The 25,269-nt window shown below is 42.5% G+C and carries 17 protein-coding genes; 2 read left to right on the top strand and 15 right to left on the bottom strand.

Annotated features, from left to right (window positions below; genetic code table 11):
• Positions 1-4 precede the first annotated feature (4 nt).
• The 5 genes from CD03_RS0127580 to CD03_RS35065 are packed head-to-tail and all read right to left on the bottom strand — an operon-like array spanning position 5 to position 6,251.
• On the bottom strand, positions 5-1,729 hold the full coding sequence (locus CD03_RS0127580) for an ABC transporter ATP-binding protein (protein WP_027296386.1): 1,725 nt from the start codon (positions 1,727-1,729) through the stop codon (positions 5-7).
• On the bottom strand, positions 1,730-3,076 hold the full coding sequence (glmM, locus tag CD03_RS0127575; RefSeq protein WP_027296385.1) for a phosphoglucosamine mutase: 1,347 nt from the start codon (positions 3,074-3,076) through the stop codon (positions 1,730-1,732).
• A gap of 48 nt (positions 3,077-3,124) precedes the next feature.
• On the bottom strand, positions 3,125-4,198 hold the full coding sequence (prfA, locus tag CD03_RS0127570) for a peptide chain release factor 1 (protein ID WP_027296384.1): 1,074 nt from the start codon (positions 4,196-4,198) through the stop codon (positions 3,125-3,127).
• Positions 4,199-4,209: 11 nt separating this feature from the next.
• Positions 4,210-5,040, bottom strand: a complete 831-nt coding sequence (gene prmC, locus CD03_RS0127565) for a peptide chain release factor N(5)-glutamine methyltransferase (protein WP_027296383.1) — start codon at positions 5,038-5,040, stop codon at positions 4,210-4,212.
• Positions 5,037-6,251, bottom strand: coding sequence for a DUF1385 domain-containing protein (locus tag CD03_RS35065; protein ID WP_334291705.1), 1,215 nt, complete (start codon positions 6,249-6,251; stop codon positions 5,037-5,039). Before CD03_RS35065 ends, prmC begins: the two co-directional genes overlap by 4 nt.
• Between CD03_RS35065 and CD03_RS40215 the strand changes: the two genes are divergently transcribed.
• Positions 6,201-6,347: a DUF6783 domain-containing protein gene (locus CD03_RS40215; RefSeq protein ID WP_442969749.1), complete on the top strand. Its 147-nt coding sequence runs from the start codon at positions 6,201-6,203 to the stop codon at positions 6,345-6,347. The two genes, CD03_RS35065 and CD03_RS40215, sit on opposite strands and share 51 nt — an antisense overlap.
• A gap of 45 nt (positions 6,348-6,392) precedes the next feature.
• Here CD03_RS40215 and rpmE read toward each other — a convergent pair whose 3' ends face one another.
• The 4 genes from rpmE to CD03_RS0127540 form a co-directional block, all read right to left on the bottom strand.
• Positions 6,393-6,602: a 50S ribosomal protein L31 gene (rpmE, locus tag CD03_RS0127555; protein ID WP_027296382.1), complete on the bottom strand. Its 210-nt coding sequence runs from the start codon at positions 6,600-6,602 to the stop codon at positions 6,393-6,395.
• Positions 6,603-6,852: 250 nt separating this feature from the next.
• On the bottom strand, positions 6,853-8,568 hold the full coding sequence (rho, locus tag CD03_RS0127550) for a transcription termination factor Rho (protein WP_027296381.1): 1,716 nt from the start codon (positions 8,566-8,568) through the stop codon (positions 6,853-6,855).
• Positions 8,569-8,781: 213 nt separating this feature from the next.
• Positions 8,782-9,156, bottom strand: a complete 375-nt coding sequence (locus CD03_RS0127545; RefSeq protein WP_027296380.1) for a TIGR04086 family membrane protein — start codon at positions 9,154-9,156, stop codon at positions 8,782-8,784.
• Between the two features lie 283 nt (positions 9,157-9,439).
• Positions 9,440-11,467: an LPXTG cell wall anchor domain-containing protein gene (locus CD03_RS0127540; protein WP_027296379.1), complete on the bottom strand. Its 2,028-nt coding sequence runs from the start codon at positions 11,465-11,467 to the stop codon at positions 9,440-9,442.
• A gap of 206 nt (positions 11,468-11,673) precedes the next feature.
• Between CD03_RS0127540 and CD03_RS35060 the strand changes: the two genes are divergently transcribed.
• Positions 11,674-12,993, top strand: coding sequence for an HlyC/CorC family transporter (locus tag CD03_RS35060; RefSeq protein ID WP_044289713.1), 1,320 nt, complete (start codon positions 11,674-11,676; stop codon positions 12,991-12,993).
• 99 nt (positions 12,994-13,092) lie between these two features.
• Here the strand turns inward: CD03_RS35060 and CD03_RS36570 are convergent, their stop codons facing one another.
• The 6 genes from CD03_RS36570 to CD03_RS0127505 form a co-directional block, all read right to left on the bottom strand.
• Positions 13,093-19,830: an Ig-like domain-containing protein gene (locus CD03_RS36570; RefSeq protein ID WP_052378011.1), complete on the bottom strand. Its 6,738-nt coding sequence runs from the start codon at positions 19,828-19,830 to the stop codon at positions 13,093-13,095.
• Between the two features lie 142 nt (positions 19,831-19,972).
• On the bottom strand, positions 19,973-20,878 hold the full coding sequence (locus CD03_RS0127525; protein WP_156043046.1) for an RNA polymerase sigma factor region1.1 domain-containing protein: 906 nt from the start codon (positions 20,876-20,878) through the stop codon (positions 19,973-19,975).
• Between the two features lie 83 nt (positions 20,879-20,961).
• Positions 20,962-22,218 (bottom strand): S41 family peptidase, encoded by a 1,257-nt coding sequence (locus CD03_RS0127520; protein WP_027296377.1) that lies wholly within the window; start codon positions 22,216-22,218, stop codon positions 20,962-20,964.
• A 247-nt stretch (positions 22,219-22,465) separates the two neighbouring features.
• A complete protein-coding gene (locus CD03_RS0127515) occupies positions 22,466-23,554 on the bottom strand; it encodes a PucR family transcriptional regulator (RefSeq protein ID WP_027296376.1) in 1,089 nt (362 codons plus the stop codon).
• A gap of 147 nt (positions 23,555-23,701) precedes the next feature.
• Entirely contained in the window at positions 23,702-24,580 is an 879-nt protein-coding gene (locus tag CD03_RS0127510) for a YitT family protein (protein WP_027296375.1), read from the bottom strand.
• A gap of 4 nt (positions 24,581-24,584) precedes the next feature.
• The gene (locus CD03_RS0127505; protein ID WP_027296374.1) at positions 24,585-25,265 is read right to left on the bottom strand and encodes a WecB/TagA/CpsF family glycosyltransferase; all 681 of its coding nucleotides are present in this window, start codon (positions 25,263-25,265) and stop codon (positions 24,585-24,587) included.
• Between the last annotated feature and the right edge of the window lie 4 nt (positions 25,266-25,269).

Raw genomic sequence — 25,269 nt, 5'->3', positions numbered from 1 at the left:
TTTCTTATTTGTTATAGAGCTTGGCATATACACCATTTTTTGCCAGAAGCTCCCTGTGAGTACCTTCTTCCTCGATTCCTTTTTCTGTCAGAACCAGGATTTTCTCTGCATTTTGAATCGTTGAAAGCCTGTGGGCAATCACAAAAGTCGTTCTGTCTTTTGCAAGTTCTTCCAGTGAGTCCTGAACGATCTTTTCGCTTTCATTGTCAAGCGCTGAAGTAGCCTCATCAAAGATTAGTATGGGCGGGTTCTTCAAAAATACTCGTGCTATTGATAATCTTTGTTTTTGTCCTCCGGAAAGTTTGACACCACGCTGACCGATGTCTGTTTCGTAACCATCCTGCAAAGACATGATAAATTCATGGGCATTTGCTCTGATTGCTGCCTTTATTACTTCTTCATCTGTTGCAGACGGTTTGCCGTAACGGATATTTTCCATTACATTTTCTGCAAATAAATAAACATCCTGCTGCACAATTCCGATATGATTTCTCAGATCCTGAAGCTTAATATTGCGGATATCAGTTCCGTCTAACAAAATTCTTCCTTCCGCAACATCATAAAATCTCGGTATCAGGCTGCATAGGGTGGTCTTTCCTCCTCCGGAACTTCCCACCAGGGCAATATAAGACCCCGCCGGAATGTCCAGGTTAATGTCATGCAGTACCTTATCCTGGTTCTCTTCGTACTGAAAAGAAACTTCTTCAAATCGGATATTTCCCTTTACATTCTTTAATTCCACAGCATTCGGTGCATCTGCAATATCCGGATCTACGTCCAGAATTTCAAGGAAACGTTCATATCCCGTATAACCGTTCTGGAACTGTTCCGTAAAATTCACCAGCTTCTTCACCGGTTCGGTGAAATTATTTATATAGAGCAAAAATGTGATTAAGTCCGTTACCGCTATTTTCTGTCCGGTTATCAAAATGGCTCCGGCAACCAGCACCACAATTGTTACCATGGTAGTCAACGCACCAAGACCGGAATGATATCCCCCCATATAACGGTAACTGGTTTTTTTACTCTCTACAAAACGGCTGTTGCCTTTTTTGAATTTGCCCATTTCCACATCTTCATTGGCAAAAGATTTAACCACCCGGATACCATTCAGACTGTCTTCAATCTGGCTGTTAATATCTGCAATTTTCGCTCTGTTTTCTTTAAATGCCCGCTTCATTTTGAAGTTAAAGTAAAAGGCGTAGGCTGCCATTATGGGAACAAACTCAAAGGTGATTACCGTCAGAGTCACATTAATATTCACCAGAATAATAATGGAACCTATAATCTTAATTGCAGAGATTACAAGATCCTCCGGTCCATGATGGAGCAGCTCACTGATATCAAATAAATCGCTGGTTACGCGCGACAAAAGCTGACCTACCTTCTGATTGTCATAGAAGGTAAAGGACAGCTTCTGGTAATGAGCAAATATCTCGTTTCGCATATCATGTTCCATACTGGCTCCCATTACATGTCCATAGTATGCGATATAATAATTACAGAAAAATTCTAGGGCTACCATCCCTAACATCAGGATTCCCAGCTTCAGTATCATATGAAGCGGCTCATTTCCCGGAAGATATACCACTACATTCGTAATGTATCGTACAATCAGAGGGATCGCCAGCGTAACGCCGGCGCCCAGGATTGCAAACAACATATCGGACCAGAACAGTCCTTTATATGGTTTATAATACTTCAATAACTTTTTTAATTTGTGATCCATTTATCCTACTATTAAGCCCTGCTGATTCATCACGTCGATCACCTGATTTACATATTTCTCACATAAATCATCATCTGCCGCTTCTACCATAACACGGATTACCGGTTCTGTTCCGCTTTCACGCACCAGAATTCTTCCGTCATCACCAAGTGCTTCTGATACCGCATCTACTGCCGCAATAACCGCAGGATTCTCCCTCGCTTCCTTCTTATCTGCTACTCTGACGTTCTTAAGGAGCTGTGGGTAAATCCGGACTTCTCCCGCAAGAGTTCCCAGGCTTACCTTTTTCTCTGTTACCACTTCCATGATCATAAGCGCTGTCAGAATGCCGTCACCAGTTGTGGCATGTTTACTGAAAATAATATGTCCGGACTGTTCTCCGCCCAGGCAATGGCCATTATTAACCATATTTTCATAAACATATTTATCTCCTACTGCTGTTTTTTCATACCGGATGCCAATCTTGTCACATGCCTTGTAAAGGCCTAAGTTTGACATAATGGTCGTAACAATAGTGTCATTATTCAATTTGCCTTCTTCTTTTAAATATTTTCCACAGACATAGAGGATTAAATCTCCGTCTATAACATTTCCCTTTTCATCAATTGCAATACAGCGGTCTGCATCACCATCAAAGGCAAAACCGATATCCAGTTTATTGTCTTTTACATAGTCCTGCAAAATATTGATATGGGTAGATCCGCAGTTTGTGTTAATGTTTGTTCCATCCGGTTCATTATTGATGACATAGGTTTTGGCGCCCAGTGCATCAAATACGCTCTTTGCAATTGCGGAGGAACTTCCGTTAGAACAATCCAGCCCAACCTTGAAGTTCTTAAAGGAGCGGGTAGCCAGTGATATCAGATAGCCGATATAACGGTTTCTGCCAGCTACAAAGTCTACGGTACGCCCGATATTTTCTTTTACAGCCAACGGCAGCTCTTCTAACTTGCCATCGATATATTCTTCGATCTGATTTTCGACCTCTGCTTCCATCTTCTGGCCCAGACCATTGATGATCTTGATACCATTGTCATAAAATGGATTATGGCTTGCTGAAATCATAATGCCGCAGTCAAATCCTTCTGTACGGACTACATAAGAAACGCTGGGTGTGGTGGTTACATGGAGTAAGTATGCATCTGCACCGGAAGCAGTCAGACCTGCCACCAGGGAATACTCGAACATGTAACTGCTTCTTCTCGTATCCTTGCCGATTACAATCTTTGCTTTGTGGTCTCTTCCGTAGTACCATCCCAGAAAACGGCCTACTTTAAATGCATGCTCTACTGTTAAATCAATGTTTGCTTCTCCTCTGAATCCATCTGTTCCAAAATATTTTCCCATACTTTAATCCTCCTCATTATCAGGGTTAACTTCGTTAATTCACACTGCTTACTGATCCTGCAGATTGGCAAGCTTCGCTGCCTGGTCTGCTGCTATCAGACTGTCTATTACCTCAGAGATATCTCCATTCATGACTCCATCCAGTCTGTGTAACGTCAATTTGATACGGTGGTCTGTAACACGCCCCTGAGGGAAGTTATAGGTTCTGATCTTCTCAGAACGGTCACCGGTACCAACCTGGCTTCTTCTGGCTTCTGCTTCCGCATCATGCTGTTTTTCCAATTCCATTTCGTAAAGTCTGGAACGTAGTACTTTCAATGCTTTATCTTTATTTTTAAGCTGTGATTTCTCATCCTGGCATGAAATTACAATACCGGTAGGTATATGGGTCAGGCGCACTGCAGAGTCAGTTGTATTGACACACTGTCCTCCGTTACCCGACGCACGGAAAACATCAAATTTACAATCATTCATGTCCAGATGGAAATCAATTTCTTCCGCTTCGGGCATAATTGCTACTGTAATTGTAGAGGTATGGATACGACCGCCGGATTCTGTTTCCGGAACACGCTGTACGCGGTGAACACCGCTTTCGTATTTTAATTTGGAATAAGCGCCCTGTCCATTGATCATAAATGTTACTTCTTTAAAACCGCCGATTCCATTTTCGTTAAAGCTCATCATATCTGTTTTCCAACGTTGGGACTCCGCAAATTTCACATACATACGATAAATCTCAGCTGCAAACAGGGCTGCTTCATCACCGCCTGCGCCTGCACGAATTTCAACAATAACGTTCTTGTCATCATTAGGGTCTTTGGGCAATAATAGAATCTTTAATTTATGCTCTAATTCTTCTATACGCGCTTTAGCGTCATTTAATTCCTCTTTTAACATTTCCCGCATTTCTTCGTCAGACTCTTCATCTAACATGGTGAGACTGTCCTCTACGGTCTGCTTACTGTCTTTATACTCCTTATAAGCATCTACGATCGGCTGTAAATCACTTTGCTCTTTCATTAACTTTTGAAAACGAGCCTGGTCATTTACCACAGAAGGCTCATTTAATTCGCCCATAATCTCTTCAAAGCGGATTAATAAATCCTCCAATTTATCAAACATGTTGTTTCCTCCTAATTCATTCTTCCTAAAACTACCCGGTCAAGTCCGGCAAGATCCTTTACAACTCTGACATCTGTATAATCTGCGCTTCGCATCATGGATGTCACCATCGCCGCCTGATCATAACCGATCTCAAAGAGCAGCCAACCGCCCGGATTTAAAAATGATCTGCTTTTTGTTACAATTTTCCGATAAAAATACAGACCGTCCTCTTTTCCGTCCAGCGCTGCCATGGGTTCAAACAGACGTACTTCTGCCATCAGTTTCGTGATTTCAGAAGTTGCAATATAAGGCGGGTTGGAAACGATAACATCGAATTTTCCTTCCACCTGACTGAACAGATCGCTTTTTCTGAAATCGATGCAGACTCCATGCCGCCTGGCATTTTCCCCTGCTACTTCCAAAGCATCCTGGGAAATATCAACCGCCATGCCTTTTTCTGCGCCCGACATCTTCATCAGACTGATAATAATACAGCCGGAGCCGGTACAGACATCCAGTACCTTCATCCCCGGCCTCAAAACTTTTAACGCTTCCTCTACCAGAATCTCAGTATCCTGTCTGGGAATCAGTACTTTATCATTTACCAAAAAAGACAATCCCATGAATTCCTGTTCCCCGGTAAGGTGCTGCAGCGGCACGCGCTTACCCCGGGCTACCAGCATTGTCTGATAGCGGGCGTACTGTACCGGCAGTATTTCCTCATCGCGGTTAAGCAGAAAATAGGTCTTGTCAATATTGCAGACGTTCTCCAATATATACCAGGCATCAAGAGCCGGATTGTCAACGCCCCGTTCCCTCAGATACGCTTCCCCTTTTTTAACTACTTCCTGCAGTGTCATGATATTGCTTCCTTGGTATAGGTTCCTGTCATTGTCTGACCAGGTTGATTGTCTTCTTTATCTTCTATATCTTCTTTTTCTTCTTCAAAAGACATTCCAAAATTCTCTGCCAGATATGCCTTCCAGTCAAATACTGCTTCTACTGAAGCAATCGCAACTTCTGCCATCTTGGCATCCGGTTCTCTTGTGGTCAGATTCTGCAGCAGCATTCCCGGTTTACTGAGCATGGTTACGAAACCATTATCGCTTCTCCCCGCCAGTCTGATGAATTCATAAGAAACACCGGCAATTACCGGTACCAGAAGAATCCGGACTACTACTCTCAGAATCGGAGAATCTACTCTTATAAATATGAAGAAGATCACACTTATGACCATAACGATCAGCAAAAAACTGGTGCCGCAGCGTTTGTGCTGCTTGGAACTTTTCAAAACATTCTCTACGTTTAATTCCAGCCCGTGTTCGATACAATTGATGCATTTATGCTCTGCACCATGGTACATGAATACACGCTGGATATCTTTCATTCTGGAAATCAGAAGAATATATCCCAAAAATAGTAAAATACGGACAACGCCCTCTGCAACCGCAATCAGCGTCATGGAATCCGTAAACTTATGAAAAAACAGGGAGATAAAATAAGGAAGAACCATAAACAGCCCAACTGCCAATATAATCGACAGCGTAACCGTAATTCCCATAAGCAGAGAATCTCCCTTTCCCTTTGTCGCCTTCTCAAGAGCCTTATCAAACTTCGTAGGCTCCGCTTCCTCATCTTCTTCAAAAAAGCTGGCCGAATATGTCAATGTCTTCATACCAAGCACCATAGAATCTACAAAATTAAAAACTCCACGGACGATCGGCAGAGACAATATTTTCTTGTTTTTGATAATACTCTTATAGTCTTCTACTTTAACTACAATTTCGTCATTTGGCTTTCTGACAGCGACTGCATACCGGTCGGCGTTTTTCATCATAACACCTTCCATAACCGCCTGTCCGCCGATATTTGATGATTTCATATTAACCCCCTTGGATATCGCAAGCTTACTTGTGATAACTCTAGAGCGTGTCGGAAAATTGCTTTCTGACAGCTGCGCTTCACAGTTTGCGGGAGATTTATCCCGAATAAAGGGTGCGCAGCTGGCTACGTAACCTGAATTCGGGGCAAATATGCCGCAAAGTGGGGCGTGCAGATGGTTGGAACGAATTCTAAGACACGCTCTGGCACCTTATGCCGCATTTTTCACGGCCCCTGTCGGGTAAATGCAAAATTTTATTTATCTTTCACAGTTCCCAACATTTAAAAATAGGTTGAGATTTCACAACCTCAACCTTATCTTTGTTCATACCTATTTGTCTGCATCAATACCATATTTCTTGTTAAACTTATCAATACGTCCACGAGCTGCTGCTGATTTCTGCTGTCCTGTGTAGAACGAATGACATTTAGAACAGATTTCCACGTGGATATCTTTCTTTGTTGATCCTGTTACAAATGTGTTTCCACAGTTGCATGTTACTGTTGCCTGATGGTAATCTGGATGTATTCCGTTTTTCATGATGGTTTCACCTCTTCTTCTTATTTTGTGAACTGCTTATCTATGCACATTTACCTCCCTACGCCGCCTATCGGTCGTGGTCTGCACAAATCAATTCCCGGTCAATGCTGCTCCTGGTGTTTCCACAGCAAGGTAACCCGGGCTAACCCTGTAAGTCCCTACAGTTTTAAAACAACGTTTGAATTATATCACACCGCATGTCAAAATGCAAGATATTTTAGCTAATTTCTACCATGATTTCTACCATGATCTAAATGAATTTTTGCTTTTTGACCATCTGTACGAATTCCTGATTATTTCGCGTACGTACGAACATATTCAGTATATTTTCTACCGCATCATCGGATTTCATACTATTAAGTGCTTTACGCATGATATAAACTGCTTCCTGTTCTTCCGGATCCAAAAGAAGATCTTCTCTTCTGGTTCCCGATTTTGGAATATCAATTGCCGGGAATACACGTCTTTCGGACAGTTTACGGTCCAGAACAAGTTCCATATTACCGGTTCCTTTAAATTCCTCATATACTACATCATCCATCTTGCTTCCGGTATCTACAAGTGCTGTTGCCAATATGGTAAGGCTGCCGCCTTCTCTCATATTTCTTGCTGCTCCGAAGAAACGTTTCGGCATATGGAGCGCTGCGGGATCAAGACCACCGGATAACGTTCTTCCACTTGGCGGAACAGTAAGGTTATAAGCCCTTGCAAGCCTTGTAATACTGTCCAGGAGAATCGTAACTTCTTTGCGGTGTTCTACCAGCCTTTTTGCACGTTCCATTACCATTTCGGAAACCCTTTTATGGTGTTCCGGCAGTTCATCAAAGGTAGAATAAATTACTTCTACATTACTGCCGCAGATTGCTTCCTTAATATCCGTAACTTCCTCAGGACGTTCATCGATCAGAAGAATGATCAGATGCATGTCCGGATTATTTTGTAATATGGATTTTGCTACGTCTTTCAATAAAGTAGTCTTACCTGCTTTAGGTGGTGATACGATCATTCCCCTCTGCCCCTTGCCGATAGGCGATATTAAATCTACAATTCGCATTGCAGTTCCTTTGGATGTGCGTTCCATACGCATTCTTTTATTTGGGAAAATAGGGGTCATATCTTCGAAGTTTAATCTTTTTGTTGCTTCTGAGGGATGGAAACCATTGATACTCTTCAGATATAAAAGAGCGCTGAATTTTTCCTGCTGGGTCTTGACTCTTGTATTGCCGGTGATAATATCTCCCGTTTTCAGATTAAATCTGCGTATCTGGGAAGGTGATACATAGACATCATTTTCTCCCGGAAGATAATTGGCACATCGGATAAAGCCATATCCATCGGGCAGTACCTCCAGGATTCCATTTGCCGTTATGCCGCTGTCAAGCTGTGACATATCCGTGCTTTTGCCTTCTGCACCTACGCTGCTGTCTGTTCTTTGCACGCTGTCTGTGCGCTGTACATTATCTGTTCTCTGCATATTTTCGGATCTCTGATTATTGTCCGTTCTCTGCATGTTTTCTGCTCTTTGAGTGTTGTCCGTTCTCTGCATGTTTTCGGATCTCTGATTATTGTCCGTTCTCTGCACGCTTTCTGCTCTCTGAGTATTATCCGTTCTCTGCACGCTTTCTGCTCTCTGAGTGTTGTCCGTTCTCTGCACGCTTTCTGCTCTCTGAGTGTTGTCCGTTCTCTGCACGTTTTCTATTCTCTGTACATTCTCTGTTCTCTGGGAACTTTCTGCTCCCTGCACATTCTCTGGCTTCTGAGATGACTCCATTTTTGATTCTTCTATAGTGGCAGACGCACCTTCTGTATTTTGAGCTGCATCGTTCACTGCACCTTTTTTTTCATCTTCTGCAAGCATGAGTTCTATCACCTGGCTTTTTTTCAGGGCTGAAATGTTTTTAAGTCCCCTGGATTTTGCCAATTCCTTCAATACCGCTACTGATAATGATTCATATTTTTCTCTCATTTAAGTACTATTTATAACCTTTGTTACAAATATCTCCTTTCCATATGCGATTTTTTTGATTCACAATTAAAATTCATAATCTGCGTTGATTTGGGGTTCGCGTCTGAAATGACTTTGATTCTTAATTAGACTCTCATATACTATAACACAATTTTTACCAAAAATCAAATTAGAGACGATGTTTTTTAAGCGTCGTCTCTAATTCCATATTTCTTACGATAACATGCCGCCCAGCATACCGCCTCCCATACAGAGCAGCAGCGTGGTAAACAGCTGTGGAAGCTCAGATTGCAGGCTCCCATTTGTAATCAGAGAAATCGCTGTGAGCATTAAGAAATATGCGCTGCCAATGAGAAGCCCCCATAGGAACTTCTGCTTTCCGGCACCTTTTCCCGCGATCCATCCCCCAATGAAGCTGGCAATTATGTAGATACCGATTATGCCAATGGACACTTTGCTCTGATTTAATTCCATTTTAAAAAGCAACAGAGCTAAAATCAGCAGCAGAATACCGGTTGTGAGGTAAGATACTACCAGGGATTTGATAACCAGCATGACTCCGGATTTTTTTGTTGCAGTGTTATCCATAGATTCGCCTCCTCCTAGAGCGTGTTTTTAAATTCATTCCCGCCATCTGCATGCCCCGCTATGCGGCATATTTGCCCGAATTCCGGTTTCTGCAACAAATGTGTCAGCTTCGGGCAGTACAACGGGCTGCAATGACGAAATTGGGCACATTCATACCACAAAACCAGGACATACTGGTTGATGCAATGAATTTTAAATCATGTTCTAGAGTAATATATGTGAAAAGAAGAGGTTTTATGCCGGTTTGATTGTGAATAAACAGGATAAACGCTATCGCAATTTACTATTGCATTCTTCTTTTGCCTCTCAGCACCAGGAAGATTACTCCTGCTGAAAGCAAAAGCCCAAGTACCATTACCGCTATCGGTGTGGCATCTCCCGTATTCGGGGACGCAGCTAGTGTACTACCTGCCGGCTGCGGCTTCAGATTTGTTGTATTACTGCCGCTCGTTCCGTTGTTGTTCCCATTGCTGTTATTTGATGTATTATTTGGTGTGCTGTTCGTATTATTGTTTGTGGATGGCGTGGAGGAAGGTGTACTTCCCCCTGTATAGTTATTGCTGTTATTGACTCCGATACCCGAGAGTAGTGTACCTCCTGCCACATCAAAAGGACTGAATGAGCTTGTTTCAAAACTCATGGTCTCTCCATTTATGACCGGGTGCAGAACTTCTGTTGTTCCATCTGCTTTATAGTGATAGATGGTCAAACCATTTGATAGGTCTGCATCCGGCACCGGCATGGTCACCGTAACTTTCTCTCCCGGTTCCAGTACATATGCCACGTTGCGGTACATATCCCACAACTTCAGGTCGTAAGGAACAATAATCTGGCCGCTTTCGCCGTTGTCTCTGGAATCGTTGATTTCAGCTGTAAACTGCACATACCAGGGAAGGCTGCCGGATACAGTGACACCGTTATGAGCGTGATTTAATTCACCTGCTGTATTCTGGGCCTGAATCATAAGATTATAAGCTTCTTCTGTAACCTGGCTTTTTTCATATTCGCTCAATGCTTCATATATTTTTGTAATTTCTACTGCACTGCTGATATCCTCTCTGCTTTCTACCTGCAGGGAATATACCATTTCGTTGAAAGTAGCAAAGTTATCAATCGGGTCTTCTGTTGGCGCAGTTGTCTGTGTCTCTGGCTGGCTTTTACTTTTCTGATTCCCCGCCTTTTTTACCGTTTTTTTCTTGCCTGTGCTGCCTTGCTCTGCAGATTTTGCCGTTTCCGTTATGGTTGTTTCCGGCTTGGAAACGGATGGTTCTGAGGCAAATGGCTCCGTTGACGGCGTTGTTGTTACCGCCTGGGATTCGCTCTGCTCTGTGATATCGGAATCCGCAGATGCTGATTCCGTTGCAGCCGTCCCGGTTAAGTCCGTTGATATAATTTCCGTTGCTGCAGTTTCTGTTGAGGCAGGTTTCGTTGCAGCTGTTTCTGTTGTTGTAGATTCTGTTGTTGTAGTTTCTGTTGACGCAGCCCCGCTTACTGCTGTTTCTGTTGTTGTAGGTTCTGTTGACGCAGCCCCGGTTGCTGCTGTTTCCGTTGTTGTAGTTTTATCCGATGCTGCTTCTGTCGACGTTGTATCTGATCCTGCTGTATCTGATCCTGCTGTATCTGTGCCCGGTGCTTCTGTTACAGCTGTATCTGTGCCCGGTGCTTCTGTTACAGCTGTTTCCGGCACAACAGCTTCCGAGTCTTTTATGTACTCTGTTTCTATTTTATCTGTACCGGATTCACTGGATGCAGTTTCTTTTTCGCTTTTTTCTACTCCGGCAATAAGGACACCGTCTTTCATCGTCGTTGCTTCTTTGGCCGTATATATTGCCGAATCGGCGCTGATCCTGCTGCCGGAAACCTGTAATGTTACATTGTCTTTCAGCGCCAAATAGCCGCTGTTTGATATTACATTGCCTTTTTGTCCATCTATTACAAAATTGTTAAGAGTCAGAGATCCGTCTTTAGTCACTGCTATTACCGGTCCTTCCAGACCAGATGCAGCTTTTAAAACACTTCCGGACGGCATAGACCAGGTTGTTTCCCAGGACACGCTTAAGGTTCCTGTCACGATAATTGTTCCGCCGTTTTCACCCATCAGTTCTTTTGCTTTTGTTAGTGTAGAAACCGCACTTTCGCTGCTTTGTCCGGAATTCTCATTTGAACCGTCCTGTCCATTTAAATAAACGGTTTTTCCCTCGGCTGCTTCTACTGTCTGCATCGGCAATATATTTACCGCAGCCAGTACAAATGCCAGAATCATGCTCAAAATACTCATTTTCCGTCTTTTCTTTTGTTGACTTGATTTCATATCTCTGCTTCCTCCTAATATTTTGTCTATATCTATAATTGTATGCTATTAATCAATCCGGCTCATTATAACATATTTGTGTCATATTTATCAAGTATTTATTACAGAATTATTAACAATACTTTTCAATTTCTTTGAATTCTTGCAATTAACCCGGAAATATTGTATATTCACTTTAACTATATTGATTTAAGGAGATGATGTATTTGGATTCGAGTGATGCCATACAATTGGGCGTGCTGATCGCCCTGATAGGATTATCCGCATTTTTTTCTTCCGCGGAGACCTCATTGACAACAGTAAATAAAATCAGAATTAAAACTCTTGCAGACCAGGGAAACAAAAAGGCAGTTACCCTTCTTAAGGTAATTAATGATTCCGGTAAAATGCTCAGCGCTATTTTGATCGGAAATAATATCGTTAATCTGTCCGCTTCCGCTCTTGCGACTACACTTGCACTTAATATCTGGGGCAACGCTGCCGTAGGTATAGCAACCGGAGTTTTAACGCTGTTAATCTTATTATTTGGAGAAATAACTCCTAAGACGCTGGCTACTTTATATGCAGAGCAGCTGTCTATGGGATATGCCGGTATTATCCTGTTTATGATGCGGGTTCTGACGCCGGTAATCTTTCTGATCAACAAGCTGTCTTATGTATGTTTACGCATATTGCGGATAGACCCTTCTGCTAAAATGAACTCTATTACAGAACACGAGTTACGAACGATCGTGGATGTGAGTCATGAGGAAGGTGTAATCGAAAGTGATGAGCGCCAGATGATCTACAACGTATTCGATTTTGGAGATTCTCAGGCAAAAGATATCATGGTTCCCCGTGTAGACATGGTTTCCATTGATATTAACAGTACCTATGATGAGATTATTGATGTCTTTGAACAAGAAAAATTTACGAGGCTTCCGGTATATGAAGAAAGTCCGGATAACGTAATTGGCATCATTAATGTGAAGGACCTGCTCTTTTGCAAGCCTTCCGAAGAATTCCATATACGCGATATCATGCGTGAACCTTATTTTACCTACGAATATAAGAAGACTTCTGAACTGATGGTAGAAATGCGCCAGGATTCCATTAATTTTACAATTGTGCTGGATGAATACGGTGCAACAGCCGGACTGATTACCCTGGAAGATCTTCTGGAGGAAATCGTTGGGGAAATCCGGGACGAGTATGATAAAGATGAAGAAGATCTGATCCGCTGCATCAATAATCTGGAATATGTAATTGAAGGATCCATGAAACTGGATGATGTAAACGATGCCTTAGGCCTGGACTTCGATTCCGAAGACTATGATTCCATCGGAGGCTATATCATCGAGCGCCTGGACCACCTTCCCCAACAGGGCGAATTTGTAGTTGCAGAAAACGGCATACGCCTTGTGGTAGACGCGGTGGACAAAAACAGGATTGATAAAGTCCATCTGTATCTTCCGGAGCAGGAACCCGGCTTTGAGGAACGGGATGGTGATATTCCAGCTGACGAAGACGAAACTGAAAAAGAATAAACCTCTTTGGAGATAACATTTTTGTCTGCCAAACATAATACAAAAGCAGCATCCTGTGGATTACCGCCGATGGCGAATCACACAGGATGCTGCTTTTTCCTATTTCACTTCATACTTCATTGCCTTAGAATATTTACCCCAATAGGTCTGATCCCCATTTTTCACATATGCCCGAACTTTATAAGTATATGTTTTTCCTTTTTTCATGCCTTTTCTGATCAGCATATTTTTAGATTTTGCCGTCACTTTTTTGTATTTGCCCGGTTTTACTCTTTCGTATAAAGCGTATCCGGTGCAGGACTGTTTCACACTGGTGATCTTAGCCGAGGATTTCCCATATTTTTTAATGGATTTAATCTTTGCTTTTAACGGCCGGGTAGCTGTCTTAACGGATAAGGATTCTACACCTAGTCCGCTTTCATTCAGCGGTGCGATCTTTACACTGTATTTTTCACCCGGTGCCAGATTTCGAATCTTCATACTGGTACCTGTCGTCTCGCCTGCAACACTCCATTTCTTTGAACTGTAGCGGTAAACGGAAACGCGGTACTTTTCTGCGCGCGGTGCTTTCTGCCAGGTCACGTTCATGGATGCTGTATATGTCCTGGTGACTTTCACACCATTTACGGCACCCGGAACCTGCACTTTAACATCCGGTTTTGCTGCATTTGCCATTACCAGAAGACTTTCCGCAGATTTCAGTGATTGATACATATCATCCACCTTTTTCTGGTCGTTTATGGAAATATTGCCGTCTACCAGCAGATGCTGCGCCTGTGCAAGCACATTTTTAAATGCTGCCGCACTTTCCGGTGTATATTTGCTCAGGTCTTTTTTCTCTACTTCCTGTACCAATGCTGTCAGATTCTTTTTATCTGCCTTTTTGAGTACTTTTTGTATTTCTGCATTTAATGCCTTAACCGCTTCATTCACTTCCTTCTGGGCAGCTGTATCCTTATCCCTTATTTTCTGGGCATTACTAATTGCTGCCGGAAGTCCGCTTAAGGAATCCGGTGTATAGGCGTCAGACATTTCTATCATCTTATCTGCTGTTTGAAGAGCCTTCACCAGATCAGTTACATCTGCTTTCTCCGCCAAACCGTCGATGGCAGAGTAAATTGCACGTACGGCGTCATTAATCTCTCCTTGCAGTGCATCTGCTTTTAATTCACCGGCATCTTTTAATGCATCCGCCAGATATCGGTAAGATGCTTTCGTATATTTTCCTTCTTCCACGGACTTTGCATCTGCAACGGCTTTATCCAGTTTTGTCCTGTCCGTAGGGATATCAAATTTAACCGTGTAGATTTTCTGTGTATCCGGCATTCCGTTTTCTGCAAGCGTTATTACTTTTGCAATAGGATTTGCCTTTGTTGCCTGTAATATTGTTACTGAAGCATTTTTAGTCCCTTCAGTCCATTCAGCCGAAATCTGAGGAATCGTATCGTTGTCCAGTTTCATGACATAATTGCTGATTTCGGGATCAAAACCTTCAATGGATGCTTCCCCTGCCTTTAAATCTTTTACCTGGTAGTCTGTCTGTGGCAGTACATTCTTTCCAAATGCCTGAATCTCTGTAATACCAAAAGCCTTTGATGTGTCAGACTCCATATTTACACGTACGACACAGGTTTTAACTGGAACAAAATCAATATTTGTCATGTCTTCCGACACAATTTCCGGCGGTGTATCCATCACTTCTCCGTCTGCATTCAGATAAGTAACCTCCGTCCAGTTTGCATCATCATTAAATGGATGATCCGCTATTTCTGCAATATGTCCTCTTGGATTTTTCACCTCTGAAAATCCCGGAATCTCAAAGTCCGTAGGACCTGTGTAGTATTCTATTTTTAAGGTCGTAGGATATTGAATTCCGTTGGAACCCGACTCTTTGAAAAATCCAACTTTCAGGTTGTCGGCAAACCGCTCTACCACATCACCTTCTTTAGCCATGATTACACCAACCCAGTCACCAGGCCTTCCGACACGCTGCCAGTTACACCAGATGTTTTTACCATCTGCGTCCTGCTGTGCAAAACTAATGTTTCCATCATTGAGTTTATATACACGGTCTGTAGAGTCAGCCCCGTCATTGGTAAAGGATGCAACCGCAAACGGCAGTTCATATCCGTTTCTAAGCTGGTAATAATTTTCTGAGGTTTCCACATCCGTGGATGTTACACGAATCTGTGCCGTTACAGGAACTGTGGTACCATCTTTCTCTGCCGTACCCTGTACGGTTACAATGGTATCATCAGCCACATTAAACTGCTCCTGGTTCATTTCTTCCCATATCACGGGAACTTCTGAGACTGCCGTTCCATCGCTGTAATAAACGGTAGTTGTCTCAGGCATGGATGGTATTACATTTACCGGTGTGGCAAGGGCGTACTGCATAGCGGATACCACATCTTTCACTTCAATTACTGCTGTAGGACGCAGGCTCTGCCCTACCACAAATCCCCGGATTCTGATGCTGCCGAATTCTGAATAATCCGCTTCCGGGATACTGTCCCAGGTTACTTCCACGTCTCTTTCAAAACTGCCTTCTACAGAAGCTTTTACGGTACCCGGCAATACAGGTGCAATCCCCGGTTTTGTGGTTACCCTCACTTCTTCGTAAGAATTAATCTGTACTTCTTCTTTATTTTTTTCTATGGTGACTTTCACCGGACTGGCTTTTATTACTGCTCCGTTATAGGTCACTTCTGCCTGAATTGTTACGGTTCCTTCTTTGATCGCATTTAATTTACCTTTGCTGATCTCAGCCTTTGCCCCATCTCTGGAGGATAACTTATACTCCACTGCTGCAAGGCTGCTGTCAAGAACGGTTCCGTCTTCTAATATTGCTTTGGTTGTAATAACTTCGGAGGAATTTTCCAAAATGGTTGTATTCGCCACAGCTATTTCAGCCTGACTCAATTTCAGCGGCATTTTTTCAAAGCTTATAGTATAAACTGCCTCTGTTTCTCCTGATTCACTCTTTACCAAAACTTTCGTCTGATCATCAATAGTCTGTGCCGGTATAACAAAGACACTTCCATGATCTGCGGCTGCTGCCGTAACCGTTGGGATTTCATATGGGTATGCCGATGTAACCATGTAATTAAACTGATCTGCCGCAAACCCTTCTATTGATTCATCATTTACCTTTAAGTCTTCCAATGCCGCCGTTTCACCAACTGCAGCAACTCCGGTGTATACTTTTAACTCAGAAATTCCTACCGGTTTAGAACCACCTTCTTTTGGCTGGCCTTCCATCAGGATACGGATAAACTTCGCATTTACCGGATCGAAATTAACCGGATATTCTTTTGCCCAGTCCTCTGCTGCATCACCAAAATCATCTACGTGATCCTGATTAGCCACATTTGTCCAGGTTGTTCCGTCCATACTGGTCTGAATTGTAACCTTTGCAGGTTTTCTGGTCTGTCCGTCGGTATAGAAATGAATTCCGGCCTTTCCGATCTGAGCTGCTTGTTCAAATTCCAGCTGAACCCAGGATTCTTTCTTATCACCGTTTCCATTTACCCAGTTATTCCAGGATGGTGTTCTGGAAATATTGCCGTCATTAATATTGGAGGACATATTATTGTCATGGTTGTTGACATAGTCCTCTACATTATTGTAGGAAGCGGAAGGCTTGGGATATAACGCACTGCCCTCTCTTGTGGCAATATTTTTCGCATAGACAAGCTCCTCTGTTACCCTTACAATGGCTTTGGCACTATGCTTTTCGATCCCTTCCAGAGTTCCCTTAACTTCAAATTCACCAGTCTGAGCAACCTGTTCCGGAGCTATTGCGTCCCAGATCACATTTACTTTCTTCTGGCTGCCATCTGTATATACTAACTCAGCTGTATCCGGAAGCTGTGGTATTTCATTAACACCGGTAACGACTCTCACGTCTTTAATACCGAGAATTCCAATGATCGTAACTTTAATTTCAATCCGGTCACCGGTTTCAACCGTACCCGCTGCCTGGAACACACCTTCTTTTTCCAGAAGTTCTTTGGGAATATCATCCCACTTTACACTCAGTTTCTGTTTGGTTCCATCTCCATATACGGCTTCCACTTTTTCAGGCAGATTTACTTTTTCTCCCAGTATTGCAGTTACCGCTTTTGCATTGTATCCCAGAATCTGATCTGCCGGAACCTGTGTTTCTGTTGTAAATACATTGACTGAATCCCCTCTTAACCCTTCTGATGAAGCTGTCAGGGTGAAACTGCCCGCATCTTTTGTGGATTGCACTAATACTACTGCTTTCCCGTTAAATGCTTTTCTCTTCCACACGCCATTTGTATCTTTATACCGCTCATGACTGGAAGCATCGCCATTATCCACACCTACAATTTTTCCATTTCCGGATACATTGAAAATAACTTCATTATCTGCGGTGGGAACAACATTGCCATTTGCATCCGTGATATCCACTTCGATATAAGAAATGTCCCTGCCGTCTGCAGTAAGTACATTTTTTTCCGGACTCAGGCTGACCGATGCAGGATCGGTGGCACTGGAAACAACATCCTCAGCGATTTTCTGTCCGTCTTTGTCATATGCAACTGCGGTTAAGGTACCAGGTTCATAGTTCAGCCGCCATTCCAGATAAAGTTTCCCGTCTGCCGTCTGCTGATATTCCTTATCCTTATTGTCTTTTACTTCTGCAACATTTTTATAAGGTGTAACCGTCTCAAATGTCTTCTTCTGTTCAACCAGGGTTCCGATTCCGTCACTGGTATCTGATGCCGGTTTAAAATACAGTTCTACGGAACGTGCATTGGTATAAACCCGTACCGGAATTTTGCCGTCTCTGTCTGTTACTTTTGATTTCAGGTTATTGTCTTCCCAGTTCCAATGAGGCAGGATATGAACCATGGGATTTTCTTTTACGTCAGTCCACTGGCTCTGGTAGAGATAATAGGAATCTTTTGGAAGTCCTGCCGTATCTACGATACCAAAGTAAGAACTCTTAGGCGGTGTAGTGGTAGACTGGTTCCATGGTGTAGGTTCTCCGATATAGTCAAATCCGGTCCATACAAATTCACCAGCGATAAACTTTCTGTCCCGGTCTCTTACTAATGAATCCTGAGCCGTTCTTCCCCATCCTACACAATCCGTGTCATAAGAGGACTGCTGGTAGGGTATTGACGCACCGCTGTTGACAGTGTCCGGATGGGCGTAAACACCGCGGCTGCTGGTAGCAGAAGCAATTTCCGAACCATACAGCGCCCACTCCGGTTTTTCCCTGTGCTGGGCATCATAGCGGTTCTCACTATAATTAAGTCCCGGTATATCTACGGCATCAAATACGGCTACCATATTGGAATTACCCAGATTGGAACTGGTATCGCCCATGTTTCCACGGAATTTGTCTTCTCCGATAGTTGTAGGTCTGGTGGTATCAATTTCTTTTACCCATTTCACAAGATTTTTGGCAGTCTGCACTCCCTGTGAACTGTTCGTTGTCCATATCTCATTTCCGATGGACCACATAATAATAGATGGGAAGTTCTTTCCCCGTTCTACCATATTTTTAATATCAAATTCTGCCCAGGTCTGTCCGGGTGCTGCATCCGGATGAGTTGCCTCTTTCGTAAAAAACCTGCCATAATCATAGGTTTTCTTACCGCCCTGCCAGGTGTCAAAGGCTTCATCGATTACCATAAGACCCATCTTGTCACAGATTTCAATCAGCTTATCATCTGCCGGATTATGGGTAACGCGGATAGCATTTACACCCATATCCTTCATAATACGCATCTGCCGCTCTATTGCCGTGTAGTTGGCAACTGCCCCAAGTGAGCCCTGGTCATGATGCATGCAGACACCGTATAGTTTCATCCACTCTCCATTTAGGTAGAACCCGTTATCCGTAGTGAATTCCGTATATCGGAAACCGAATCTGCTTTCACTGGTATCCAGTACCTTGTCCCCTTTTACAATATCTGTCTTCAGATAGTAAAGATTTGGATCTTTTGTTGACCAAAGAGCAGGATCTGCTACTGCAGTGCTCTGGGAAACCGGCTGTGTATCACCGGAAGAAAGTGTTACATCTTCTGATGTCACAGGGTCTGTTACTGCCTGCCCGTTCCCGTCCAATACCGTCTGGCGGACCTGTACGGTCTGTTCTTTTCCGGTATCATTTTTCACCTTGGTAGTAACGTTTACCGTACCGGTTCCATTTGCAATATCCGGTGTAGTGATCTGCGTTCCCCAATGGTCCACATGAACTTTATCCGTCACTGTCAGATGTACATCCCGGTAAATTCCACTTCCGGAATACCATCTGCTGGACTGCAGCTGGTTCACAACTTTAACGGCAATCACATTTTTGGTCTTGCCGTCGCAGACCAGCTCATCTGTAATATTATATGTAAATGGCATATAGCCATATGGATAGTTACCTATTGATTTTCCATTCACATAGGTGGTGCTGTTCATATAGACGCCGCCAAAATCAATGGAAATTTCTTTGTCCTTCATGGATTCCGGCAATACAAATGTTTTACGGTACCAGCCGGTTCCCCCATCCAGATATCCGCATTCCGATGTTGCAGGAGAATTGTAATCAAAATCAAATTCAATGCTCCAATCATGAGGAAGATCCAGACTGCGCCAGGAAGTATCATCAAAATCTTTACTTTCTGCACCGCCTGGATCTCCCAATAAGAACTTCCAGCCATCGTTGAACAACATGCTTCTGTCGGTCTCATTCTCACTGGAAAGCAAGGATACTGCCGGTTCCGGTTCTTCCTTCGCAAAAGCTGTCATACTTATGCTGGAACAAACCATACACAATGTTAACCCCAATGCCACTAATCGTTTTTTCATGTTTTCCCTCCATCTTTTTGATTATTCATCTGAATATCTAATCTTACAAATATTCAAGTGTAAATCTATCTTACCAAAAAGTGTCAGAAAAACTCATATGATTTTCTTATCATTTTATTTGAATTTCTTAATTAAATTCGCTCTATACCCCTTCCGGTTCCTGACCGTGATCACAGCCTTCATGGTGGTGATGGTGTCCTTCATGATGATGATGTCTGTCATCCGTTAATTCAATCTCATCTCCGGCCATTTTCAGGATCGCTTCGATTTCTTCCGCGGGCATTTCAATATAAGCCGACAGTTCTTCCAGACTGACCTTTCTTTCCAGATCCTCTTCCAGATTTTTGATTGCTTCATTTAAATAATTTAACTGCTCCACTATCTGCTGGTCATCGTGCTTGAAATCCTTTTGTTCCTGCTCTGCATCATCTAACACCTGAATGATTTCCTTCTTCATATATTCACGATACTCCGAAAGGGTTTTCTGCTGTTTCAGCGCATCCATTACCAGAATCAGCCCCACATTCCCTTCCTGGATCAGATCGCTCTTTGGAAGCTGTGTATTGTTATATTCCATTACCAGATCATAGACATTTTTCAGGTTCTGTTCAATCAGACGGCTTTTCGCCATGGCATCCCCGCCTGCTGCCTGGTTAAAGAGTACCAGTTCCTCTTCTTCTGACAGTTGTTCGATATTGCTTGCCGCAAGATCTTCCAGATACATTTTTAAAAATGCATCTTCCTCTTCCTGAACCTGCCGCATTTCTTCCTCTGATACCTCTGTATCCGGAGCTTCTGCCATTTCAGGAGCAGTTTTTTGGTACCCTTCCACTGCGATTTTCTGGCTGTTTAAATATTCATAAATGAATTCATACTGTTCTTCTGTCAGATTTGCGTTTTTAAAAAACTCTTTTATTTCTTCTTTATTTAATACATTATTTTTTGTATCCGCATAAGCTTTTAATTCACTGAGCATTTCACGGAATATAATTTTTTCCTGCATATTTATTCCCTTTGCATATTGCAGGCAAGCCTGCAATACTGCCACAATCAAACAGGTTGAAAGAATCACATCGTGGCGTCCTTTCTGCATCGTAATTTTCTTTCAACCTTACACTCCTTTATCCGGTTTTATTTTTTCTCCAATACGGAAATGGCTTTTTGAAGCTGGTTATCTTCCTCATGGTTTAATACCACTTTCTTTTCCAGTGATTCATCCAGCTTCACCTCAACATCCGGATCAATGCCAACCCCATGGATATTATTTCCTTTTGGTGTATAATATTTTTCAATCGTTAACTTCAAAGTCGTACCATCACTCAATGCTTTATATCCCTGTACGATTCCTTTTCCAAAAGTAGTCGTGCCAACCAGAGTTCCGAGTCCATAATCTTTTACTGCACCGGCAAATACTTCTGATGCACTGGCACTGTTTCCATTTACCAGTATAACCATTGGCTTGGTAAACTGATGCTCTGCATCAGATTTATATTCTTTTTTATTTCCATATTTATCTTCCGTATATACAATTAAGCCCTCGGGCAGAATCTGATCCAGCATCTTACAGGCAACCTGAAGCACGCCTCCCGGATTATTACGAAGATCAATAATGAGTTTTTCCATTGATTCGCCTTGTAGTTTTTCCAATGCATTGGAGAACTGCTTCTCCGTTACACCGTCAAACTCTGAAATGGCAATATATCCGATTTTATTATCCAGCATTTCACTGCTTACCGTAGGCATCTCTACTGCGCCCACTTTGACCTCTGCTTTAACTGGTTCTTCGCTTCCTTCTCTTTTTAATTCCAGATTTACCGAACCGTCTTTTTTCTCTTTAATCAGCGCAACTACCTGGTTCAGATCCAGTCCGCTGACGTCCTGGTTTTCCACTTTGTATAAGATGTCTCCCGGCAGAATCCCTGCTTCGGCAGCCCCAAACCCATCATAGCACCTGGCAATAGTGATCAGTTTAGTTACTTTATCCTGCATCATAACAGCACCGATGCCACTGTATGTACCTGCATTTGACTCCTGCAGCTGTTCCATCTCTTCCTTTGTATAATAATTGGAATAAGGATCTTCCAGCCCCTTCACCAAACCCTTGTATAACTGTGTCTCAACCAAATCTGCATCGGCTTCATTTAAATAATACTGGTTGATCACATCCTCTATCTCATCGATTTTCTTCAGGACTTTCCCGTCGTCTAATTTTAAAATTTCTTCAGACTGTTTCTCTTTCTGCGATGTCTCTTCCTGGGATTCCTGCCCGGGATCAAACAATTTACTGTTCACAATCTCACCGGAAATAAAATATGCTGCCAGTCCTAATACCGCAGTCACACACAACCCACACAAAAACCCCTTAAAAAACCGCTTGTCATCTTCCATTATCCGTCTCCTTTAAAAGAAAGATCTTGAAACAGTACCCTCCCCTGTTCCAAAACCTTCTGCATACTTGACACCTTGCATGTCGCAGGCTATCCTGCGATTCTGCCCAAAAAGTGTGTAAAAGCATATTTCTTTCACAACTATCTTATTCCAGATTTTGTAAATTATTCATTCCCGCCATCTACACGCTCCAGGCAAAGGAAGAACCCTCTGTCAATTCTACCAGAGAGTTCCATATACCCTTCTATTAATAATCCTGAGTCTCCATATATTTCATATATTTTACAACCATCAAAGCAATCTTAAAGGTAATTGCATCTTCGAATACCCGCAGATCCAGTCCGGTACTTTTCTGAAGCTTATCCAGACGGTAAACAAGCGTATTTCTATGAATATAGAGCTGTCTTGAAGTTTCTGAAACATTCAGGCTGTTTTCGAAGAATTTATTAATCGTAGTTAATGTTTCTTCGTCAAAATCATCCGGTGATTTACCATCAAAGATTTCCCGGATAAACATCTTACACAGTGGAATGGGCAGCTGGTAAATGAGACGCCCGATCCCAAGGGAACTGTACGCAATCACATTTCTTTCACTAAAGAAGATCTTACCTACATCCAGTGCCATTCTGGCTTCTTTATAAGACCTGGATACTTCCTTGATTTCTCCAACAATTGTTCCATAGGCAATATGTGCCTTTTCCCGTTTTTCCAGTCCCAGGCAGTCAATGATACTTTTGGCCACTTTATCCATCTCCGGATAGCCTTCTGTATTCACCAGCTCTTTTACTACGATGATGCTTTTCTCGTCAACCGCAGTAATAAAGTCTCCGGATTTGCCTCCCAGGAAAGTACGTACATTCTCTAAAGAAGTATTATCTTTCTCATAACTGGTTTCCAGGATAAATACCACACGTCTTACATCCGTTTCAATATGTAGCTTCTTGGCACGGTTGTATATATCCACCAATAAAAGGTTGTCTAAAAGCAGGTTTTTAATAAAGTTATCTTTATCAAACCTCTCTTTATAAGCAATTAACAGATTCTGGATCTGGAAAACAGCCAGTTTCCCGATCATGTACACATCTTCACTGCTGCCATCTGCAATCAGCACATATTCAAGCTGATGCTCATCAAAAACCTTGAAGAACTGATGTCCAGCCAGCACCTGACTGTCTGCCGGAGAGGATACGAACGCCATTGCTGACTCCCTGTATTCCTCTGCCTCCGGAAATGTAGTTGCAAGCATGCTTCCTTCTGTGTCTACAATACACAGATCTACTCTTGCGATCGCCTTCAGACCATCGAGAGTATTTTGTAAAATTTGATTTGATATCACTAATGTCACTCCTTTTTCCCATAATTTAAGAAACCTGATAACGATTACGCTCCCACTCTTCTCCCTGTAAACGCTAATACTACTTGTATTCTAATATAAAACTACCAAAAAAGAAAGAGAAAAATGATACTTTTTTGTAAAAAAGTATCATTTTTCAAAATGACGCTCTAAAAAACCCAATCCAAGCACCTCTTTTGCATCGCTAACTACCACAAAAGCACCCGGATCTACGGATGCAACTCTCTCTTTTAATAGAATGATTTCTTTCTTAGAGACTACGCAGAACAGCATATCTTTATGCTCTCCGGAATACATTCCCTTTGCATCCAGTCCGGTCAGTCCCCGTTCTAATTCATTCATAATTTCATGTGCCACTTCATCCCTGAGGTTTGTAATAATAAAAGCAATCTTTGAATAATTAATTCCTTCTATCATATGGTCAGAAATCCAGGAAGTAACCAGTATTGCTATTATAGCATACAGGGCACGGCTGATTCCGAAGACATATGCACCGATCAATACGATAAATGCATCAATCACCTGCATGATCTGGACAATAGAATAATGGCGAAGGTAATTCTGTATCAGAGATGCAACCATATCCGTTCCGCCTGTTGTTCCCCTTGCCATGAACACAAGTCCGATTCCCACGCCCATAATCCCGCCGCCAAACAATGCGGAGAGAATATAATCTTCGTTCATTAATGGAAATACCGGCATAATATATAGCCAGAATGACAGGGTAAATGTCGCAAATAATGTCCGCTTTAAAAAACGAACCCCCTTAATTTTCATTCCCAGGATAAAAACCGGAATATTTAAAGCTATATTTGTGAGCCAGAGAGGTATGCCGCCCTTTAAAAACGGATCTGTCACGGCCTTCAGTAAAATTGCCGCACCCGTAAATCCGCCGGTTACCATATCTGCCGGCTCATAGATAGAGTTAATGGCAACTGCCATCAGTGCAGTTCCCACAAACATCATTAAATAATCAAGATATACCGGTCTTTTCCTGTGAAATTCCATGGGATTACTCCCCCTTTTCGCTCTGATATTTTGATACTTTTCTCTTAAATATCCTCTTTTCTATCAGTTTGCCCAAAAAGTTAACCTTTGATTCCACATTCATTAATGATGTTGCAGTTTGTCCCATTCCAATCCAGACTCTGGCACCCAGTTTCTGTCTGCACCCCATCAGAAATTCTTCTTCATAAGGGCTTGGAATTGCTGCTATGATAATGTCTTCCGCCGAAGCGTTCAGCAGATTTACGATGCTGTCTTCATCCTCCGTTGCATCATCCAGAGAAAAAGTACCCACGATATTTAATCCCCTGTGCTGCTTTTTCATATGCTTTTGAAAAATCAACCTTTCCGAATCTTTCTCTGTTAACAATGCGACTGTCTTATTATGTTCCATCGCATAGCTGCATATGCCTTTTAGAAAACTGTTATCTTCTATCTCTTCTAATGACTGTTTTAATTCTTCGCCGCAGACCTTCCAGACTTCCTTGTCTCCGATGATATTCAAATCCATCGTCCCCATCTTGTCTGTCCATCCCGGCTCTTTTACCGCTTCCACCAGAACATTTGCAAATATCATCCCTACCGTGCTAAGAGAATCTCTCTCCAGAAATCCTGCCACTTTGTTCACTGCTTCTTCTACACTGTCATTATCGATCTTAATGCCCAGTATTTCTATATTCTCATTCATCTTA

The sequence above is a fragment of the Robinsoniella sp. KNHs210 genome (assembly GCF_000686105.1).
GTDB classification, from domain to species: Bacteria; Bacillota; Clostridia; order Lachnospirales; family Lachnospiraceae; genus Robinsoniella; species Robinsoniella peoriensis.
The sequence above is the reverse complement of the archived record's forward strand: the minus strand, read 5'-3'. Positions and strand labels throughout refer to the sequence as shown.

Excerpts from the sequence above, each read along its gene's own strand:
- CD03_RS0127580 (WP_027296386.1), bottom strand. The coding sequence starts at position 1,729 with ATGGATCACAAATTAAAAAAGTTATTGAAGTATTATAAACCATATAAA.
- glmM (WP_027296385.1), bottom strand. The coding sequence starts at position 3,076 with ATGGGAAAATATTTTGGAACAGATGGATTCAGAGGAGAAGCAAACATT.
- prfA (WP_027296384.1), bottom strand. The coding sequence starts at position 4,198 with ATGTTTGATAAATTGGAGGATTTATTAATCCGCTTTGAAGAGATTATG.
- prmC (WP_027296383.1), bottom strand. The coding sequence starts at position 5,040 with ATGACACTGCAGGAAGTAGTTAAAAAAGGGGAAGCGTATCTGAGGGAA.
- rpmE (WP_027296382.1), bottom strand. The coding sequence starts at position 6,602 with ATGAAAAACGGAATACATCCAGATTACCATCAGGCAACAGTAACATGC.
- rho (WP_027296381.1), bottom strand. The coding sequence starts at position 8,568 with ATGAGAGAAAAATATGAATCATTATCAGTAGCGGTATTGAAGGAATTG.
- CD03_RS0127545 (WP_027296380.1), bottom strand. The coding sequence starts at position 9,156 with ATGGATAACACTGCAACAAAAAAATCCGGAGTCATGCTGGTTATCAAA.
- CD03_RS0127540 (WP_027296379.1), bottom strand. The coding sequence starts at position 11,467 with ATGAAATCAAGTCAACAAAAGAAAAGACGGAAAATGAGTATTTTGAGC.
- CD03_RS36570 (WP_052378011.1), bottom strand. The coding sequence starts at position 19,830 with ATGAAAAAACGATTAGTGGCATTGGGGTTAACATTGTGTATGGTTTGT.
- CD03_RS0127520 (WP_027296377.1), bottom strand. The coding sequence starts at position 22,218 with ATGGAAGATGACAAGCGGTTTTTTAAGGGGTTTTTGTGTGGGTTGTGT.
- CD03_RS0127510 (WP_027296375.1), bottom strand. The coding sequence starts at position 24,580 with ATGGAATTTCACAGGAAAAGACCGGTATATCTTGATTATTTAATGATG.
- CD03_RS0127505 (WP_027296374.1), bottom strand. The coding sequence starts at position 25,265 with ATGAATGAGAATATAGAAATACTGGGCATTAAGATCGATAATGACAGT.